The 19,781-nt window shown below is 59.3% G+C and carries 16 protein-coding genes and 4 tRNA genes; 6 read left to right on the forward strand and 14 right to left on the reverse strand.

What is annotated here, in order from left to right:
- Positions 1-7: 7 nt before the first annotated feature.
- From ACZZ0K_RS15600 to ACZZ0K_RS15630, 7 genes are all read right to left on the reverse strand, one after another.
- Positions 8-364 carry a hypothetical protein gene (locus ACZZ0K_RS15600; protein WP_252885598.1) on the reverse strand — a complete coding sequence of 119 codons (357 nt, stop codon included), beginning with the start codon at positions 362-364 and terminating at the stop codon, positions 8-10.
- On the reverse strand, positions 364-5,130 hold the full coding sequence (locus tag ACZZ0K_RS15605; RefSeq protein ID WP_258707811.1) for an RHS repeat-associated core domain-containing protein: 4,767 nt from the start codon (positions 5,128-5,130) through the stop codon (positions 364-366). The genes ACZZ0K_RS15600 and ACZZ0K_RS15605 overlap by 1 nt, the downstream gene beginning before the upstream one ends.
- Positions 5,131-5,369: 239 nt before the next feature.
- On the reverse strand, positions 5,370-5,777 hold the full coding sequence (locus ACZZ0K_RS15610; protein ID WP_258707810.1) for an SEL1-like repeat protein: 408 nt from the start codon (positions 5,775-5,777) through the stop codon (positions 5,370-5,372).
- On the reverse strand, positions 5,778-6,149 hold the full coding sequence (locus ACZZ0K_RS15615; RefSeq protein ID WP_003223109.1) for a hypothetical protein: 372 nt from the start codon (positions 6,147-6,149) through the stop codon (positions 5,778-5,780).
- Positions 6,146-6,487, reverse strand: coding sequence for a helix-turn-helix domain-containing protein (locus ACZZ0K_RS15620; RefSeq protein ID WP_150741332.1), 342 nt, complete (start codon positions 6,485-6,487; stop codon positions 6,146-6,148). Before ACZZ0K_RS15620 ends, ACZZ0K_RS15615 begins: the two co-directional genes overlap by 4 nt.
- A 112-nt stretch (positions 6,488-6,599) precedes the next feature.
- The gene (locus tag ACZZ0K_RS15625; protein WP_016773733.1) at positions 6,600-7,055 is read right to left on the reverse strand and encodes a YkvA family protein; all 456 of its coding nucleotides are present in this window, start codon (positions 7,053-7,055) and stop codon (positions 6,600-6,602) included.
- 293 nt (positions 7,056-7,348) lie between these two features.
- Entirely contained in the window at positions 7,349-8,065 is a 717-nt protein-coding gene (locus tag ACZZ0K_RS15630; RefSeq protein WP_016773732.1) for an FKBP-type peptidyl-prolyl cis-trans isomerase, read from the reverse strand.
- Between the two features lie 269 nt (positions 8,066-8,334).
- On the opposite strand from ACZZ0K_RS15630, the gene ACZZ0K_RS15635 reads away from it, so the two are divergent.
- Positions 8,335-10,146 (forward strand): di-heme-cytochrome C peroxidase, encoded by a 1,812-nt coding sequence (locus ACZZ0K_RS15635; RefSeq protein WP_252879687.1) that lies wholly within the window; start codon positions 8,335-8,337, stop codon positions 10,144-10,146.
- On the forward strand, positions 10,143-11,312 hold the full coding sequence (locus ACZZ0K_RS15640; protein WP_252879686.1) for a catalase family protein: 1,170 nt from the start codon (positions 10,143-10,145) through the stop codon (positions 11,310-11,312). The genes ACZZ0K_RS15635 and ACZZ0K_RS15640 overlap by 4 nt, the downstream gene beginning before the upstream one ends.
- An 89-nt stretch (positions 11,313-11,401) precedes the next feature.
- On the opposite strand, the gene ACZZ0K_RS15645 is transcribed toward ACZZ0K_RS15640, so the two are convergent.
- From ACZZ0K_RS15645 to ACZZ0K_RS15660, 4 genes are all read right to left on the reverse strand, one after another.
- Positions 11,402-11,478: transfer RNA gene (locus ACZZ0K_RS15645), tRNA-Asp, on the reverse strand.
- Positions 11,479-11,497: 19 nt separating this feature from the next.
- Positions 11,498-11,573: transfer RNA gene (locus ACZZ0K_RS15650), tRNA-Val, on the reverse strand.
- Between the two features lie 190 nt (positions 11,574-11,763).
- Positions 11,764-11,840: transfer RNA gene (locus ACZZ0K_RS15655), tRNA-Asp, on the reverse strand.
- Positions 11,841-11,859: 19 nt separating this feature from the next.
- A tRNA-Val gene (locus ACZZ0K_RS15660) sits at positions 11,860-11,935 on the reverse strand.
- Between the two features lie 158 nt (positions 11,936-12,093).
- Here ACZZ0K_RS15660 and rdgC point away from each other — a divergent pair.
- From rdgC to sugE, 3 genes are all read left to right on the forward strand, one after another.
- Positions 12,094-13,014 (forward strand): recombination-associated protein RdgC, encoded by a 921-nt coding sequence (rdgC, locus tag ACZZ0K_RS15665; protein WP_024012190.1) that lies wholly within the window; start codon positions 12,094-12,096, stop codon positions 13,012-13,014.
- A gap of 143 nt (positions 13,015-13,157) precedes the next feature.
- Positions 13,158-14,123 (forward strand): bile acid:sodium symporter family protein, encoded by a 966-nt coding sequence (locus tag ACZZ0K_RS15670; protein ID WP_130900882.1) that lies wholly within the window; start codon positions 13,158-13,160, stop codon positions 14,121-14,123.
- 120 nt (positions 14,124-14,243) lie between these two features.
- Entirely contained in the window at positions 14,244-14,558 is a 315-nt protein-coding gene (gene sugE / locus ACZZ0K_RS15675; RefSeq protein ID WP_024012188.1) for a quaternary ammonium compound efflux SMR transporter SugE, read from the forward strand.
- A gap of 103 nt (positions 14,559-14,661) precedes the next feature.
- Here the strand turns inward: sugE and ACZZ0K_RS15680 are convergent, their stop codons facing one another.
- From ACZZ0K_RS15680 to ACZZ0K_RS15690, 3 genes are all read right to left on the reverse strand, one after another.
- The gene (locus ACZZ0K_RS15680) at positions 14,662-16,533 is read right to left on the reverse strand and encodes an MFS transporter (RefSeq protein ID WP_463559197.1); all 1,872 of its coding nucleotides are present in this window, start codon (positions 16,531-16,533) and stop codon (positions 14,662-14,664) included.
- Between the two features lie 96 nt (positions 16,534-16,629).
- Complete coding sequence (locus ACZZ0K_RS15685) at positions 16,630-17,781, reverse strand: TDT family transporter (protein WP_258707806.1); 1,152 nt, start codon at positions 17,779-17,781, stop codon at positions 16,630-16,632.
- Positions 17,782-17,895: 114 nt separating this feature from the next.
- The gene (locus ACZZ0K_RS15690; protein ID WP_252883874.1) at positions 17,896-19,083 is read right to left on the reverse strand and encodes an MFS transporter; all 1,188 of its coding nucleotides are present in this window, start codon (positions 19,081-19,083) and stop codon (positions 17,896-17,898) included.
- A gap of 103 nt (positions 19,084-19,186) precedes the next feature.
- On the opposite strand from ACZZ0K_RS15690, the gene ACZZ0K_RS15695 reads away from it, so the two are divergent.
- Positions 19,187-19,729, forward strand: a complete 543-nt coding sequence (locus tag ACZZ0K_RS15695; RefSeq protein WP_252879683.1) for a TetR/AcrR family transcriptional regulator — start codon at positions 19,187-19,189, stop codon at positions 19,727-19,729.
- Positions 19,730-19,781 lie beyond the last annotated feature (52 nt).

Genomic DNA, 19,781 nt, shown 5'->3' on the forward strand with positions numbered 1-19,781 from the left:
CAGATTTTTAGCCACAGCCCTTTTCATCCCGATACCTTGTTAAGCACTCCAATAGAAGTCTCATAAAACTAGACCTATCGGTAATTTCTTCGTCAAAATAAGTTGTCATTCGGTTAAATACACGGTCGAAATTGTCGTTTCTCTCCAAAAAATGTTCGACAGTATTTATTAGCGATTCTTGTTCTGCATCTGTGTATTCACAAAATTCAGGCCTTAACACAGTATCGAAAAGCTCTTTTAACTGACGCGAATCGTTTACATTTTTTTCAACTATTAATCGCTCCCTCTCGACATCAGTAGTATTTTCTATATCAAAAACAAACAATAAGTTTTTTATATCTACAATTTCATACGTTTTTTTCATCATTCAAAATCCGCATATGAAGTCACGGTATCGCCATTAGCTCTCAGAATAACCACGGCTTTCCTCTGCTGCCCATAAATGCCGTCTCTGGTATAACCTTCCCCAATTATCTTTCCCATGTCCATAGGCCTTCTAGATGTTTGAAGATTAGTCTGACGGAATATAAGTTTTGCTCTATAGATAGCGTTCAGCTGATCTCTATGGCTGAAAAAATGAGTAGCCGCGCTTGGAATTTTAGGTTCTCCATGGTGTGATCCACCGGTGTAGGTCTCTATAACGCCAGTCGTTGGATTTTTTCCTGTCATGATCCTTTCAAATTGCGACCGTAGTGTTGTTTGGGCGCCGTGCTTTTCCAGAAAATGCTCTCCATTTTGTGGATTCTCCATTTCATGCAAACGTCGGTATGCGTTTTCTTCAGCTAATTCATCAATCCTCGCCCGACGCTCCTGAGCCGTCATCTTCGGCAGCGCAGGTTCACCATCATCCACTTTAGCCCCACCAATCCCACCCGGAACCTCACACCCAGGCTTCTTCGGCGGTGGGCAATTGGACGTCAACCCCAACGGATCCACCCACCCCGTCGGATTCGGCACGTACTGGTACTGATTCAACCCACCCGCCAGCTTCACCGGGTCCGGCGTTAAATACCGCCCAAGCCTCGGGTCGTAATACCGATGTCGGTTGTAATGCAGGCCACTTTCAACATCGAAGTACTGCCCCTGAAAACGCAGCGGTTGGTCCAGATAGTCTTCGCCGGCGAGGGTGACGGCGGCGACTTTGCCGTAGGCGTCGTATTGCGCGGACCAGACGATTTCGCCGCTGTAGTCGGTGAGTTCCTGCGGGGTGCCGAGGTGGTCGAGTTGGTAGTAGAACGGGCAGGCTTTTTTCGGGCCTTTGCCATCGAGCATCGCCAGTGGGCGGAAGTTGCCGGGTTCGTAGAGGAAGCTGCGGTATTGCGTGGCGCTGCTTTCGGCGACGAGGTGTTCGCCTTGCCAGAAGAATTCGGTGACGGCGCCGTCGATTGTTTTGCGGATGCGCCGGCCGAAGGCGTCGTATTGATAAGTGGCGGTCTGGCCGTCGGGGCGGGTCAGGCCGATCAGGCGGTGCTGGCAGTCGTAGCGGTATTCGGTGACCAGGGTCTGGCCGTGGCCTCGGCGTTCGCGGATCAGGTTGCCGAAGGCGTCGTAGTCGTAATGGCGGTCGCCTTGCATCAGCAGGCGATTGCCCTTGATCTGCGCAGGACCGGGGCGGTCCTGCATCAGCAGGTTGCCCGCCGGGTCGTGGGCGAAGGATTCGGGCAGTTCGTCGCGTGAGTGACGTACGCGGATCAACCGGTCGAGGGCGTCGTAGCCATAAGTACGCTGGCCGTGGCGGCTGTCGGCAATGTGCTCGAGATTGCCGTTGGCGCTGTAGGCATAATCGCGGCGGTACAGCGAGGCGTGGCGATGGCCTACAGCATGGGCAAGCAAGCGGCCCTGATCGTCGTAGGAGTATTCGCTGAGCAGCAAACCTTGCTGGCGTTGCTGTTCGCGACCGGACTGATACACATGCCGGGTCAGCGGCGTGCCGTTGAGGTCGATGGCGCTCAGCGCACCGCCCTTGGCGTAGTGATAATCGAGCTTGCTGTTGTCCGGCAGACGCAGGCGTTTGAGCTGACCGCAGGCGTCATAGGCGTAGCGCAAGGTACCCCAGCCCTGATGCTCGGTGATCAGCCGGTCCTGACGGTCGTACTCGAAGGCCAGTGGATGGTTCTGCCCGTCATCAACGGCAACCAAGCGCCCGAAGCGGTCGTAGTCGTAGCGGATCTTGGCGCCATCGGGCAGGGTTTTGACCAGCAAACGCCCGGCCTTATCGCGCTGGTAGTGGGTGACCAGCGATAAACCCTGCTCGCCAAACTCGGTCTTCTCCAGCAGGTGCCCGTTGAGGTCGTAGACATACGCCGTGCGCCGCCCATCAAACCCGGTTTCCTGTCGGATCAATCCGGTCGGCGTGTAATCCAGTCGGTACTTTTCTCCGGACTCGTTTTCAATCTCGGTCAGCAACAGCCGCGCATGGTCATAGCGGTACTGCACGCGGGTGCCGTCGGGATTGATCCGTCGCGAGACCAGGTGCAAATCATCGTCATATTCGTAGCGGGTGATGCGCCCGAGCTCGTCGCGCTCAGCGGTGATCTGGCCGTAGGCGCCGTAGCTGTAGGCGCGCGTGCTTCCCGTAGGAGAAGTCGTCAGGATCAGTCGGCCGGCCGCGTCCCACTGCTGACGACTGACAACACCAAATTCGTCATGGGTGGTAATCCGCCGTCCCAGCGCATCGTAGGAAAAGCGCCGCACGCCGCCATCGGGCAGGGTTTCTTCGATGAGCTGGCCGAGCTCGTTCCACACCCAACGGTGGCGGCTGCTGTCCGGATAACGCAGCGACAGCAATTGCCCGCGCAGGTTGTAGTAGTAATGGGTGACCTGGCCGTGGGGATCGACCGCTTCGGTAACGGCGCCTTCAGCGTTGCGCCGGTAGATCCACACCGCATCACCACGGCAACGCTTGTAGAGAAAACCGTTGCGGTACTCGTAGGACGTTGGTGCATCGTCCGGCGGAATCAGCGCGATCAGCCGTCCGAGTTCGTCGTAGCGATATTCGGTGACCGCGCCCAACGCATCCTGCTCGGCGATCAATCGCCCCTGCTGGTCATAAGCCTTGAGCTGCTCGCCGCCATCGGCCGCAACCTGGCGCACCAGTCGCGCGCGCTCGTCGTGGACGTAGACTTCTTCGGTACCGTCGACGTAATGCACGGTCACGCTGGCGTCGTCATCGTTCCAGACGTAACGGGTGTTCATCTGCGAGAACGAAGCCCAGTGCCTCACGCAGCGCGCCGCTTTGCCCTCGCGCTGCCACTCCCAGAAGAAGCTCGCGCCGCCGGTCAGCTGGCGCTGGAGGATGACGTGATGGTCGTCGTAGTCGTAGCGTTCGCTGTCGCCGACCGCGTTGGTCGCGGTCAGCAGGCGTTGCCGGGCATCGAAGCTGTAGGTGGCGAGGGTTTGCTCGGTGGTCCACTCGCCTTGGACGAACACCTGATAATCGATCGCCACCAGTTGCGCGCGGTCATAACGCAACAGCAGGGCGCGGCCGGCGCCGTTGTCCAGACGCTGAATGCGGTCGGAGCGATCGCGTTGCAGGGTCAGACGATTGCCGTAGACGTCGCTGATCGCCGTCAGCCGGCCGGCGCGAAAGTGGTAGAACCGCGCGCTGTCGCCGGCCAGAGCCAGAATCAGTTCTTCCGGTTCCTCGCCGAGAAAGATCGCCGCCCGCGACAGGCTGTTGTGAATCGCTGGACGCGCGACGTTGGGCAGGGGAAACCGAGTGCGGCGGTTTTCGTGGTCGATCCAGATCACGCCGTCGCCGTCGAAGGACAGGCGATGGGCCAGCGTGTGGCTCCAGCCAAAACCCAGGCCGATGTCGATCTCGACCGCGCTGCTGCGGTACAAGCGGGTGAACTCGAAGGGCAGCACGCCATCAAGCACTGCGTCGGTCAGGGTCAGCAGTTCTTCGCCGGTGACCATCGACACCGGACAGCCGTTTTTGCAGGTGTTGGGCACGCAGTCGGCGGCGTCGCCGTTGGGGTTTTTCGCTTGATCGGGGACGTCGTCGTGCTGTTCGTCCTTCTTCAACATGGCGTTGCGCTTGGCATCCCAGCGCAATTGCATCCGGCCCTTTTTCACCCCGGCGGCGATGCCGCGCGCGGCAACGGCTTTGTAGCGGTCGACGTATTCAATGAAGGCGCTGACGATGCTGAACAGCGCCTTGACCAGACGCTTGGCGACGTTGAACAGCTGCGTTGCACGGTCAGCCAGACGCAGCGTCAGATAAGCGATCCCCGCCCCCGCTCCGACAAACGTCAGCACCACGCTGATCAACACATCGATGATCAGTTGCACGATCATCATCGACGCCACTTCAGCAGACTTGCCGGCAACCTCGCTGGGCGGCAGCATGTCCAGCCAAAGGCTTGCCGACCGCAGCAGCAAGCACATCGCCGCTTCGTCACTGACCAGCAACTGCAGCTTTTCCATGAGATCCGGAGCGGTCTGTGCCAGCTCGATCAGATCAGCCGCGCCGCTGCCTAGACGTTCGGCAAACTTGCCGGGGTCTTGGAGAATTTCCGAGAGCAGACCGAGGCTGTCCCATACCCCCTCGATGGCCGCCCAACTGCCGGCGAGCATGCCGTTGCTGGCTGCGGTCGCCACCGACTGTGACCACTGCGGCTTGAAACCCTGCCACTCGCTACGCAGCCAGCGCTCAAGTTCGCCGGTCAAACCGTCATAGGATTTGAACAGCTCGTCGACTTGACTAGAGGTGACAGCGCTGTGGACCAGAACGCGGTAGAACTTGCCCTCTTCGCCTCTGAATTCGCCCTTGCCCTGCTGATCAAGAGTGACCGGGCCGGTCTTGCCGCTATCCACGTCGACCACATCGACGGAAATGTTGCCCAGCGGGATGTCGTAGACCGATTCGAACTTGCTCTCGATCTGCATGAGCCCGCCCTGCGGGCACTGGACGACGCTGGAGGAAAATTCGTCGTCGCTGCTGCTGACCGCCGTACTGCTATCGCCGAAGCGGATGATCCGCTCCATACCCACCAGCGATGGCAAGTCTGCTGCCTCGCTGATCTGGTCCGCCCTGCGACTGAGCCAGTGATCAAGCTGTTTGCGGTAGAGGCTGAGCGTTTGCGGGAAGCTGTCGAGTTCCTGCTCGATGCGAGCGATGGCTTCCATCAACACACGCAGGCAGACAAGGTGGGCTGAAAAACGGGCTGAAGCATGAGCGGTCCCTCGCGCAAGAAATTAGTCGCGGGAACTGTGCGGGGGATCAGAAAGGAAAGAAGTCAGGCGAGTAGGCAAAGGATGTAGGACTAATCTGCAATCCAGCATCAAGCGAAAAACGTGCAGGCAGAAACGTAAACGCGGCGTGAGGAAAACCTCACGCCGCGTTTACTTAGAAGACATACATGGAATTACTGCATTGAATCATCAGCCATCAGCTGTTGCAGCTTAAGCTCGGCCAACGGGTGGCCGGCTTTGGCGGCCATGCTCCACCAACGAGCGGCCTCAGCGGGATCCGGCGCCTTGCTCGGGGTACCGGCGAGGCTGATCACGCCGACTTGATACGCCGCTTTACCATCACCAGCCAACGCCGCCAGACGCAGTAAGCGCACGCCTTCTTCACGCGCGCCTAACCCGACGCCGCGAAAAGTCAGAATGTGCCCATAAAAGCTTTGCGCACCGACATCGCCGAGGTTGGCCATGCGTGCAAACTGGCCTTCGAGCCAGCGCCAGCCACGCGGCTGGCGAACGAACCACGACCAATGAAACAGCCTGCGGGCCAGCCGGTAACCGGCCCGCGCCTTGAGCCGCAGAAACACTCAGGCCTCCGCCGATTCCGGGTATTCGTATTCGAAGACGCGCACCACTTCCGACGCATGCCAGGACGCCGCTGCAACGCCATCCGACGGCCCGGAAAAGCGCCCCAGACGCTCGACACATTCAAAAAAACCGGTACGCGGCAAACGACTGGCGCCCTGACTGATAACCAGCGAACTGCGCAACGGCTGCTCGGCTTTGGCGTCCAGTGCCGCCAGATGCTCCAGTGCAGCCGTCAACGTCTGCATCGCCGGAGTCGGTAGCTGCAAACGCTCAAGCAAGGCTCGATAAGTCAGAAGATGGCGCTGACGACGCGCCTGGTCCAGTTCCCCCAGCAATCCGTCCCAATGTTGACGACTGATGCGTACGCTCACGATTCATCCCTCCAACCTGGCACCGTCAGTTCCCAGGCCAGGCTGCGGCGAATCGCGGCGTCGGGCTGACGCTCACCACTTTCGATCATGGCCAGATATGACGGGCTGATGCCTACCGTGCGGGCCAGCGCCTCGATGGCGATGCCCTTCCCTTCGCGCAAACTGCGTAATTGATCCAGACCCGGAAGAATCGGCTCCGGCGAGGCGGCGAGCGGTGCTGCTGGCTGCGGCGCCGGTGTTGCGTTGATCCCTGCTGCTTTCAGTAAAGCCTGATATTGAGCCCACGGCAGAACCGCGTATTCGGGTTCGCCATCGCGTGCAATTATCTGAATATCCATGACTACCCCGTAGGACAACACCACTTAGCGAGTCGGCACTTTTCCCTAGAAGTGTAATCCTAACAGCGGCCAAGGTCGCGAGTGGTATCTATCTGTAGGCAGTCTTCGTCAGTCAGGGCTTTTTCGGGCCTTGCAGCTGCAATTGTTCAGGGGTATCAGGAAGGCGCTCAACCACCGCCAGCTTCTCGGGTTGCTGGCGCTTGCGCCACAGGCGGAAGGCGTTGAGCTCGTCATCGAGGGTTTTCATCAGCCACGCGAGGACAGCGATGTCATCGAGCATGCCGAACATGGGGATGAAATCCGGAATGGCATCCACCGGGCTGAGGAAATACATCAGGCCCGCCACCACCGAAATCAGCGACTTGGCACTGATCGCACGATACTCGCCACGCCAGTAGGCCAGGCACAGCGACTGCAGCAAGCGCAGATCATCCTTGAGTTTGCCCAGGCGATTGCCTTGCGCGGCGCCTTTGCTGGCCACGGCAAACAACAGGGTCGGCAAGCGTCCACGGGCCAGCAGGCGACCGGCCAACGGCAGGAATCGAGCGAAATTCCACGGAGCTTTCATCTATTCTTCCCGTTGAAATGTTATCCACACAAATTGTGGATAACCTTGTGAACAGAGCTGCATTTCAGCGCTGAGAGCCCCGTTTCATAAGGGCTGCGCTCAGATCGGGCGTTTTTTACTCACATAAAAAAGCCCAATATTTCATTGACTTGGCAGCTCAGGGCGTCTAGCGCGGGCAGCCTCAAAGCTATGACTGTGTTGAACGGCGTCAGTTCGCTCTGTTTACCTTTCCTGACCTGCAGATGCAACAACGCCCCGCATAAGCGAGGCGTTGTTGGCGATGCCGTTGCGTGTTACTTGGCAGCGGCGTCTTCTTTGGCTGGATCCTTGATGGCCAGCAGTTCCAGGTCGAAAACCAGAACCGAGTTGGCCGGGATTGCCGGGCTTGGCGACTGAGCGCCGTAAGCCAGATCGCTAGGGATGTACAGTTTGTACTTCTCGCCAACGTGCATCAGTTGCAGACCTTCAACCCAACCCGGGATCACGCCACTGACTGGCAGATCGATCGGGCTGCCGCGCTCTACGGAGCTGTCGAACACGGTGCCGTTGGTCAGCTTGCCGGTGTAGTGAACAGTTACGACGTCGGTCGGCTTAGGCTGTGGGCCATCGGCTTTCTTCACTACTTCGTACTGCAGGCCGGAGGCGGTGGTGGTCACACCGGCTTTCTTGCCGTTTTCTTCGAGGAATTTCTTGCCGGCGGCTGCCGACTCTTCGCTCATCTTGGCCATACGCTCTTCAGCACGCTTTTGCAGCGAGGCGAAGGCTTCGACCAGTTCTTCATCTTTCAGCTTCTGTTCTTTCTTGCCAACGGCATCTTCGATGCCCTGGGCTACCGCTTTGGAGTCCAGATCATCCATGCCTTCCTGGGCAAGGCTTTTGCCCATGTTCAGGCCGATGCCGTAGGAAGCTTTTTGCGCCGGGGTTTTCAGCTCTACGCTGGTCTGCGAGTCACAACCCGCGAGTACCAGGCTAACCAGGGCTACCGCCGCCGCCAACCGATGCTGTTTCATGCTATTTCCTTGTTCATGCGCCGAATGGGCAATCGAGTAAAGCCGCGAGCTTATCAGGCCGCCACGACCAATGGCTACCGGCATGAGAGCAGGAATCTTCCGATAAGTTCAGGGATTAAAACGCATTTGGGCAACGGCTGGATGAAGCTTCTGTCATCCACGGACGACAAGCGTCATCGGAGCTTGCCTCAGCGTCTGGCGTAATGGCCACTTGCCCAGCAGTCATGGCTCAGGCATAACAGCGCAACAATTCGACAAGGATGTTTAACTTGCGCCTTCTATTCCGCGTTCTCACTCTGGTGATCGTGCTGGCGATAATCGCCGTTGCGGTGATTGTCTATTACGTCGCCAACCCGAAGTTGCCCTTCTACACCCCGCCGCAACAGGTACGTTACCTGGATCAATGGAGCGAAGAGCAACGGCAGACCTACTACTTCACGCCGCAAGGAACGCAAGTCAAAGGCCTGCGTTACGAGTGGTTCCAGGCATTGGAATTGCCGTTCTCCGAGCAGCGCTTCGCCTCCCCTGAATATCTCGCCCGTTTCGGCTTCCTGGTCGACCCGCAGCAGAAAGCTAGCGCGAACAACCCCGGCAACCTTCCCGTCGGTTTTGCCCGGCACCAAAATCCCGGCAACGCCTCCGAGCACTATCTGGACATCACCTGCGCCGCTTGCCACACCGGCGAGTTGCGCTTCAAAGGTCAGGCCGTGCGCATCGATGGCGGCACCGCACAGCACGTGTTGCCTTCCAGCGTTCCTACGTTGCGCGGTGGCAGTTTCGGACAGGCCCTGGTAGCCAGTCTCGCCTCGACTTACTACAACCCGTGGAAGTTCGAGCGCTTCGCCCGCCAGGTGCTCGGAGATGATTACGAAGCGCGCCGTGAACAATTGCGCAGCGAGTTCAAGACCTCGCTGAACACCTTCGTCAAAGTGGCGTGGAACGACACCCATCGCGGCCTGTACCCGACCCAGGAAGGACCGGGGCGCACCGATGCGTTCGGCCGGATTGCCAACGCGACGTTTGGCGATGCGATTTCCCCTGCCAACTACCGCGTAGCCGATGCCCCGGTGGATTATCCGCAGCTGTGGGACATGTGGACGTTCGACTGGGTGCAGTGGAACGGCTCGGCCCAGCAGCCGATGGCGCGCAATATCGGCGAAGCGCTCGGCGTCGGTGCCACGCTGAATTTCTTCGACGCCAACGGTCAGCCGCTGCAAGGCGCTGAGCGCTATCCCTCCAGCGTGCGCGTGCGCGATCTGCACGCCATCGAAGAAACCTTGCAGCAGTTGAAGCCGCCGACCTGGCCGGAAGATCTGTTCGGTGCGATCGACAAGCCGCTGGCCGCCATAGGCCGCGCGCTGTTCGCGGAAAACTGCGTCGGCTGCCATGTCCCGCGCCAATCGCAGGAAGGCGAACGCTGGGTGCAGCACTTGCACATGCTGCCGGTAGACGTGATCGGTACCGATCCCAATGCGGCCAACAACGTTGCCAGCCATCGTTTCGACCTGAGCGCGCTGCAATGGGATGTCAAAGAGTTGGAAAAAATGGACGTCAGACTGCACCCCGAACCTAAAGCGCCGCTTGATCTGAGCCAATTGTCGGTGGCCAAGGGCCTGGCTTACGTCACCGCGTTCGTGGAAAACCGTGCCTATCGCGACGCGCAGATCACGCCGGAAGAAAAACCGCGCATGGACGGTTTCGGCCTGCCGATCGGCGTGCGCGAGAAGGTCGCTTACAAGGCTCGACCGCTGGCTGGCGTGTGGGCGACTGCACCGTTTCTGCACAACGGTTCGGTGCCAAGCATCTATGAGTTGCTGTCACCGCAGGATGAGCGCGCCACCACCTTCTATAAAGGCACGCTCGAATACGACCCGCGCCACCTCGGCTATCGCACCGAACCTTTCACCAACGGTTTTCTGTTCGACACGCGCATCAGCGGCAACCACAACAGCGGCCACGAATTCCGCGCTGGCGCTCGCGGCAACGGGGTGATCGGCCGCCTCCTGCAACCAGAGGAGCGCTGGGCGCTGCTCGAATACCTGAAAGTGCTGGGCGGACCACTGGAGGCGCAGTTGCCATGATCATGCCGACATTCAAAAAAGAACTGCCGCCACTGGCTCGCTTCTGGCTCTGGTTGGGGCGTTTGCTTGGCAAGACGCTGCTGATCCTGCTGATCATCGGCCTGCTCGGCTGGGCCATCGCCGCCGCGTGGTTCGCTTGGCAGCATCGTGGGCCGGTGTCGGCGCAGGAACAGATTCCACCAGGCGAAGCGGCGATGACCCAGGACATCATTCAAACCGCTGTGCGCATCGTCGACCAGCATCGCGAAAGCACGCGTTATCTGCGCGATGCCCACGCCAAAGCGCATGGCTGCGTGAAGGCGCAAGTGCAAGTGTTACCGGAACTGGAGCAATCGCTGCGGCAGGGGGTGTTCAGCGAGCCGGGCAAGACCTGGCAGGCGCTGATCCGGTTGTCCAACGGCAATGCCTATCCGCAATTCGACAGCATTCGCGACGCGCGCGGAATGGCGATCAAGTTGCTTGAGGTTCCTGGCACGCAACTGCTCGGCAATCGCCAGGACCAGCATGAACAGGATTTCGTGATGTTCAGCCATCCGAACTTCTTTGTCAGCAATGTCGCCGAGTACCGTCAGAATGTGGCGGCGCAGGCTGACGGCAAGAAGGTCATGGCGTTTTTTCCGACGTGGGATCCGCGCACCTGGCAGGTCCGCCATCTGTTTATTGCCTTGGCCACGCTGACGCCGCCGCCGGACAGTCCTACCGAGACCACATACTTCTCGGTATCGCCCTACAAGTTCGGTGAGGCCAATGCGAAATTCCGCGTCGTGCCGGATCCGGACAGTTGCCCGGCGTATACGCTGCCCAAACAGAATCACGACCAGCCGAATTTCCTGCGCAGTGCACTGAATCAGCAGTTGTCGACGGATCGGGTGCCGGCGTGTTTTGCCCTGCAGATCCAGCGCCAGGACGCGAACAAGTACATGCCGATCGAAGACACGAGCATTGAGTGGCGTGAGCAGGATGCGGCTTTTGCAACGGTGGCGCGGATCACCCTGCCCGCGCAGGACTTCGATACGCCGGCGCTGAATCTGCAATGCGACAACCTGTCGTTCAACCCGTGGTTCGGCATCGAGGCGCATCGGCCGATGGGCGGGATCAATCGCTTGCGCAAGGCAGTGTACGAGGCGGTGAGCGACTATCGGCATGCCCGCAATGCGGCGCAGTAGCGCGGCGATTTCATAAATCGCAGACAGCAAAAAGCCCGCACAAGGCGGGCTTTTTGTGGTGTCTGGCGTTCAGTTCCAGATACCGAATATGGCGCAGCGGACGGGACTCGAACCCGCGACCCCCGGCGTGACAGGCCGGTATTCTAACCGACTGAACTACCGCTGCGCGAAACGCTTGAAACGAATGGTGGGTGATGACGGGATCGAACCGCCGACATTCTGCTTGTAAGGCAGACGCTCTCCCAGCTGAGCTAATCACCCTTCGCTTCGTTACGGGGCGCATTATGCCACAAGTTTTCGTAAAGTGTTGATTTAATTGAATATTTTTCAAAAAAATCTGAAAACCGGTGAAACGATACATCCCGCGGGTACAACCTTGAGACAGAAAAAAACCCGCCTCAGCGGGTTTTTCCGTGGTGACCTGGCGTTCAGTGGTCCAGGTTACCGAATATGGCGCAGCGGACGGGACTCGAACCCGCGACCCCCGGCGTGACAGGCCGGTATTCTAACCGACTGAACTACCGCTGCGCTAAACACTTGAAACGAATGGTGGGTGATGACGGGATCGAACCGCCGACATTCTGCTTGTAAGGCAGACGCTCTCCCAGCTGAGCTAATCACCCTTCGCTTCGGTGTGGCGCGCATTCTACGGAGCACCCCAACCTCTGGCAAGCACTTTTTTAAATAATTTTCCGAGGCCTTCCAAAGGCTTAGAGAAGGGTTGGCCTACGCCCCGGCGAAGACAATAATGCCCCCTTTGTATAAAGGAGTGACTCGCCCCATGTGGTTCAAGAACCTGCTGATCTATCGCCTGACCCAAGACCTGCCTGTCGATGCCGAGGCGCTGGAAACTGCACTGGCGACCAAACTGGCGCGGCCGTGTGCAAGCCAGGAGCTGACCACTTACGGTTTCGTTGCACCATTCGGCAAGGGCGAAGATGCGCCGCTGGTGCATGTCAGCGGGGATTTCCTGCTGATCTCTGCGCGCAAGGAAGAACGTATTCTGCCGGGCAGCGTCGTGCGTGACGCGGTCAAGGAAAAGGTCGAAGAGATCGAAGCCGAGCAGATGCGCAAGGTCTATAAGAAGGAACGCGACCAGATCAAGGATGAAATTATCCAGGCGTTTCTGCCGCGCGCGTTCATTCGTCGCTCGTCGACCTTCGCCGCGATCGCGCCGAAACAGGGCCTGATCCTGGTCAACTCGGCCAGCCCGAAACGCGCCGAAGACCTGCTGTCGACGCTGCGCGAAGTGATCGGCACCCTGCCCGTGCGTCCGCTGACCGTGAAAATGGCACCGACTGCGGTGATGACCGAGTGGGTCACCACACAGAAAGCCGCCGACGATTTCTATGTACTGGACGAGTGCGAACTGCGCGACACCCACGAAGACGGCGGCATTGTCCGTTGCAAGCGTCAGGACCTGACCAGCGAAGAAATCCAGCTGCACCTGAGCACCGGCAAAGTCGTCACTCAGCTGTCGCTGGCCTGGCAGGACAAACTGTCGTTCATGCTCGACGACAAGATGACCGTCAAGCGCCTGAAATTCGAGGATCTGCTGCAGGATCAGGCGGAACAGGACGGTGGTGATGAAGCCCTGGGCCAACTGGATGCCAGCTTCACCCTGATGATGCTGACCTTCGGCGACTTCCTGCCGGCGCTGGTTGAAGCGTTGGGTGGGGAAGAGATGCCGCAGGGGATCTGACTCTGACGAGCATCTAACCTGTGGGAGCGAGCCTGCTCGCGAATGCGGTGCGCCAGCAACATTAATGTATCTGGCTCACCGCTTTCGCGAGCAGGCTCGCTCCCACAATGTTTTGTGGTGTAACCAATAATAAGGATCAAGCCATGCGCGCACTGGCTGCACTCAGCCGCTTTGTCGGCAATACCTTCGCTTACTGGGTTCTGATATTCGCCGTCGTGGCCTTCCTGCAACCGGCGTGGTTCATCGGCCTGAAAAGCGCGATCGTACCGCTGCTGGGTCTGGTGATGTTCGGCATGGGCCTGACCCTCAAGCTCGACGACTTCGCTGCCGTCGCTCGCCATCCGTGGCGGGTGGCGCTGGGCGTGGTTGCACATTTCGTGATCATGCCCGGTGTGGCGTGGTTGCTCTGCCAGGTGTTCCACCTGCCGCCGGAAATCGCCGTCGGGGTGATTCTGGTCGGTTGCTGCCCGAGCGGCACCTCTTCGAACGTGATGACCTGGCTGGCACGCGGTGATCTGGCGCTTTCAGTGGCGATTGCCGCGGTCACTACCCTCCTCGCCCCACTGTTGACCCCGGCGCTGATCTGGCTGCTGGCCTCGGCGTGGCTGCCGGTATCGTTCATGGAGCTGTTCTGGTCGATCCTGCAAGTGGTGCTGTTGCCGATCGTTCTCGGCGTGGTCGCGCAGCGTTTGCTCGGCGACAAGGTGCGGCATGCGGTGGATGTGTTGCCGCTGGTGTCGGTGGTCAGCATCGTGATTATCGTCACCGCCGTGGTCGCGGCGAGTCAGGCGAAAATCGCCGAGTCCGGCCTATTGATCATGGCCGTGGTCATGCTGCACAACAGCTTCGGTTATCTGCTCGGCTACTTCACCGGGCGCCTGTTCGGCCTGCCGCTGGCTCAGCGCAAGTCGCTAGCACTGGAAGTCGGCATGCAGAATTCTGGCTTGGGCGCAGCATTGGCCAGTGCGCATTTCTCGCCACTGGCGGCGGTGCCGAGCGCGCTGTTCAGCGTCTGGCACAATATCTCCGGGGCGCTGCTGTCGACGTACTTCCGGCGCATGAGCGAGAAGGAAGACCGCGACAACCTCGCGCAACGGGCTGTCGACTGAGGCTGAAAACTTGATCCCCGGGTTAATGCTCGTCAGTATATTGCGCAACGCGGGGACGACCCTGCGGCTCGATCGAGTCATTCATCTGGGGACGACCCCGTCAATCGATGGAGGTCCTGCATGTCCTGGATCATTCTGTTTTGCGCCGGCCTGTTCGAAGTCGGCTGGGCCGTCGGCCTGAAATACACTGACGGCTTCACCCGCCCGCTTCCCACCGCCCTGACCGTTGCCGCCATGGCCATCAGTCTGGGTCTATTGGGCTTGGCGATGAAGGAATTGCCATTGGGTACGGCTTATGCGATCTGGACCGGCGTAGGTGCGGTGGGCACGGTGATCGCCGGGATCATTTTGTTTGGCGAATCAATGGCGCTGATTCGACTGGTCAGTGTGGCGTTGATCGTTACCGGGTTGATCGGGCTCAAGGTCAGCGCTTAAGCCACCGGCCCCATCGCTGGCAAGCCAGCTCCCACAAGATTGGTGTACACCATCGAACCTGTGGGAGCTGGCTTGCCAGCGATGAGGGCCGTCCAGTCAACAACTATCTCACGGATCCGCGCAACTCCCCCACCAACACCTGCAACTTCGCCGGCTCGGTCCCTTCGGTAATAGCCGGCCCCGCCACCAGCGTCACCCGCGACCACAAGCGATGGAACAAGCCCTTGTTCGGATCGCGACTGAAGAAACTCCCCCACAATCCTTGCAGCGCCAGCGGAATCACCGGCACCGGGGTCTCTTCGAGAATCCGCGTCACGCCGCCGCGAAACTCGTTGATCTCGCCATCGGCGGTCAATTTGCCTTCCGGGAAAATACACACCAGCTCACCGTCCCTCAAATACTGAGCGATGCGGGTAAAGGCTTTTTCGTAGATCTGGATATCTTCCTGGCGTCCGGCAATCGGAATAGCGCCCGCCGTGCGAAAGATGAAGTTCAGCACCGGCAAGTTGTAGATCTTGTAGTACATGACAAAGCGAATCGGCCTACGCACCGCCCCGCCGATCAGCAAGGCGTCGACGAACGACACATGGTTGCACACCAGCAGCGCCGCGCCCTCGTCCGGGATCGCTTCAAGGTTGCGATGTTCGACGCGGTACATGGAATGGCTGAGCAGCCAGATCATGAAGCGCATGCTGAATTCCGGAACGATCTTGAAGATGTAGGCGTTGACGCCGATGTTCAGCAGCGACACCACCAGGAACAGTTGCGGGATCGACAGCTTGGCGACGCTCAGCAAAACGATCGAAACAATCGCCGACACCACCATGAACAACGCGTTGAGAATGTTGTTGGCGGCAATCACCCGCGCCCGTTCGTTTTCAGCCGTACGCGACTGGATCAGCGCGTACAGCGGGACAATATAGAAGCCACCGAAAATGCCGAGGCCAAGGATGTCGATCAACACCGCCCAGGTGTGCACGAAGCCCAGCACGGCAATCCAGCTATGGCCGCTGACGCTGTCCGGGATCCCACCGGAATGCCACCACAGCAACAGGCCGAACACGGTCAGGCCAAACGAGCCAAACGGCACCAGACCGATCTCGACTTTGCGCCCGGAGAGCTTTTCGCAGAGCATCGAACCCAGCGCGATGCCCACCGAGAACACGGTCAGGATCAGCGTGACCACGGTTTCGTCGCCGTGCATCCATTCCTTGGCGTAGGCCGGGATCTGCGTCAGGTAGATCGCCCCGACGAACCAGAACCACGAGTTGCCGACAATCGAGCGCGACACCGCAGGCGTCTGGCCCAGACCGAGTTTCAACGTCGCCCAAGACTGACTGAAGATGTTCCAGTTCAGGCGCATTTCCGGCGACGAGGCCGCCGCGCGCGGAATACTGCGGCTGGCCAGATAACCCAGCACGGCAATGCCGACGATTGCTGCGGAGACTACCGGCGCGTAGTGCTCGGACGACATCATGATCCCGGCGCCGATGGTGCCAGCGAGAATCGCCAGAAACGTGCCCATTTCCACCAGACCGTTGCCACCGACAAGTTCATCGTCGCGCAAGGCCTGCGGCAGGATCGAATACTTCACCGGGCCGAACAGCGCCGAGTGCGTGCCCATGGCGAACAGCGCCACCAGCATCAGCGACAGATGATCGAAGAGGAAGCCGATCGATCCTACGGCCATGATGGCGATTTCCGCGAGTTTGATCAGACGGATCAGCGCGTCCTTGGCGAATTTTTCCCCGAACTGCCCGGCCAGCGCCGAGAACAGGAAAAACGGCAGGATAAACAGCAGCGCGCAGAGGTTGACCCAGATCGAGCGATCGCCCTCGATGGTCAACCGATAGAGGATGGCGAGGATCAACGACTGCTTGAACACGTTGTCGTTGAACGCGCCGAGCGACTGGGTAATAAAGAAGGGCAAAAAGCGCCGGGTGCGCAACAGGTTGAACTGTGAGGGGTGACTCATCTTCCGTGTTTCCTGATGTTAGGTAGTGAGGCCTGGGTGCTTGTTATTGGAATCCCGCACCACGATCCAGGCCACACCTTACCTAAACTTTTCGGATTATTTCTTCAAACCTGCAATACACGGCGAGACAAACAGCTCGCCACGCCACGCGCCCTGCACGGTGCGCTTGCCGACGATCAGCCACATTGCCGCCAACAAAATCACCAGCGCCGTACCGAACACACTGAAAAATGTCAGGTTGAGGATACTTGCCAGTTTCAGCGTCGCCAGCGAATACACGCCCAATGGGAAGGTGAAGCCCCACCAGCCGAGGTTGAACGGAATGCCGTCACGCAGATAACGCACGGTGATCAGCAGCGCCATCAACATCCACCACAGACCGAAGCCCCACAGCGTGATCCCTGCCACCAGCCCTAATCCTGAGGCGATTTCACCGACGCCAGCCAGGCCATTGGCGGCAAAAATCGCTGGCGCCTCACCGCCCAACAGCAACATGCCCAGCGCACCGGTGCCGATCGGACCGAGGGCCAGCCAACTCGACGCGGCCATGTTTTCGTGAGGTAGCTTGTGCAGAGCCATACGCAACAACAGGATGGTCAGAATGCTGAACGCCACCGGCAGGGAGAAAGCCCAGAGCACATAGCTGGTGGTCAGTACGACGAGTTGCCCATGTGCGTCGGTCAGATGCGGGGCGAGCAAACCGCCGCTGGCCGCTGCTACTTCCGCCGCCACCACCGGCAGCAACCAGACCGCAGTCATCTGATCGATGCTGTGTTCCTGACGGGTAAACATCATGTACGGAATCAACACACCGCAGGCCAGCGACATCGCCACATCGACCCACCACAATACTTCAACGAGCTGGATGACACCGTCGCCCCAACGCGGCAGCCCGAACAACAGAAAGCCGTTGATGATCGTCGCCAGGCCCATGGGAATGGTGCCGAAGAACATCGATACAGTCGAATGGCCGAAAATCCGCCGCGCCTCGTCAAAGAACAAAATCCAGCGCGCGGCGTAGGCAGCGGTAAACAGGCTGAACAAGAGAATGTTGAACAGCCACAGCCCCTCGGCCACGGCGCGCAATCCGGGAATGGCCAGCGGCAACTGGGCAAGCGCCAATGCCAGCACACCGGTGCCCATGGTCGCGGCGAACCAGTTCGGCGTGAATTGGCGGATCACTTCGCGCGGATGCTGAAGCTGTCTGAAAGGTTTGTAGCCAGGGGTGACGCTGTTGGGGCAAATCATCATGAACTCCTGTCCTCTGGTGAGGTTGAGTGCATGGTAGATCCGAATCGAATATCGATATAACGGGTAATATCTCTAACTGTTATCTGTTTTGCAGATAAGCATCTACACGCGCTAAGGAGCGCTGCAAACTCTGCCGGTCTGCGGACGCAGACTGAGCAGCAGCGCAGCCACGGCCAGCACGATCAATACAACGCCGTAACCATCAGTGGTCGCCAGCAACCCGAAACTGCGAGCCAGTTGCCCGGCCAGCAGCGCCGGCAAACAGAACGCCAGATAACTGAGCACGTAATACGCCGACATCAATCCGGCTCGCTCGTGTGGCGAGGCCAGCGACACCAGACTGCGCACCGCACCGAGGAAACCCGAACCGAAGCCGCAACCGGCGACCAGGGTGCCAAAGAAAAACAGCGACAAACTGGCGCCATGCACACCGAGCAGAATCAGCACTAGCCCGATCGGCAGCAAGCTCGCGCCCAGCCGCAGCGCCTGAGCGGCCGGACGATTGCGCATCATGAAAATCATCAACGCACCGGTCACGGTGAGCGCCGCGACCGTAGCGCCACCGATCAGATTGGAGGTAGAGCCAGTGGCGGTGCGCACCAACGACGGCGCCAGCGAGGCATAAAAACCTCCGAGCGCCCAGGTTGCGGTGTTCAGCGGCAGCACTCGCCACAACGTTGAACGCGCTTGCACCGGCACGTGCAAAGTCGGTCGCAAAGACGCCAGCGCCCCACCTTGCCGCGAGACACTTTCCGGCAGGCGCCAGACATAAACGCCCTGCAACACGAACAACGCCAACAGCAACCAATAGGTCAGCTGCAACGGCGCCGGTGCGAATTCTGCCAGCAAGCCACAGCCCAAACCGCCCAAAGCCATCCCGAGTAACGGCGCGACACTGTTGATCAGCGGCCCCTGCTGGCGGTCGGTATCGAGCAATGTTGCGCTCAAAACGGCGGTGGCCATGCCGGTGGCGAAACCCTGCAGTACCCTCGCGCCGATCAACCAAGCGACACTGTCGGCATAAATGAACAGCAGCATCGCCAGCGCATTGAGCAGCACGGCACTGAAGATCACCGGTTTGCGTCCGAGATGGTCGGAAAGCGAACCAACCGTCAGCAACGCCGCCAACAGACTGAAAGCGTAAACGGCGAAGATCAGCGTCAACATCGCTGCCGAGAAATGCAGCTGATCCTGATACAAGTGATACAACGGCGTCGGCGCGGTGGAAGCGGCGAGAAAACTGAGTAAGGTGATCGCCAGAAACCACAAGCTCGACTGGTGGGAAGCGACACTATTCAAGGGGCTGGTCATGGGCATACTCCGCAAAAGCTAATTTTTTGCTTTTGTGCAGTGTGCTACCGCCCCGCGCTTAAAGCAAATTCTTTGTGTTAAGGTCTGCCGCATGGCTATTAAAGAAGGTTTACGCCCCGGTGGCCGCAGTGCCCGGGTGCAGGAGTCGATTCATTCGGCGGTCAATGCGCTGCTGCAAGAGCAGGAACGTTCCACCGTGACCGTCCCGCAGATTGCCGCCCGCGCAGGGGTTACGCCGTCGACGATTTATCGACGCTGGGGTGATCTGGCGGCGTTGCTGGCGGACGTCGCCCTCGCCCGCATGCGCCCGGACAGCGAGCCGGCGAACACTGGCAGCCTGCGCGGCGATATCCGCGCCTGGGCCGAGCAATATCTCGACGAGATGAGCTCGGAGGTCGGGCGCAACATGATGCGCGACGTGCAGGCCAGCGCTACGCCGGGCTATTGCATGGCGATCATTGGTGCGCAGTTGCAGACCATCGTCGATCGCTATCCGCATGAGAAGGCGCCGAGTGTCGATCGCTTGATCAATCTGGTGGTGGCGCCGGTGGTGTTCCGGATTCTGTTTTCGGCCACGGCGCTGGAGGTGGCTGAGTTGCATCGGTTGATCGATATTGCATTGCGGCAGGACTGACGCCTTCGCGAGCAGGCTCGCTCCCACAAGGGAATGCATTCCAGAACGTGGG

It is taken from the genome of Pseudomonas sp. AC255 (assembly GCF_979258175.1).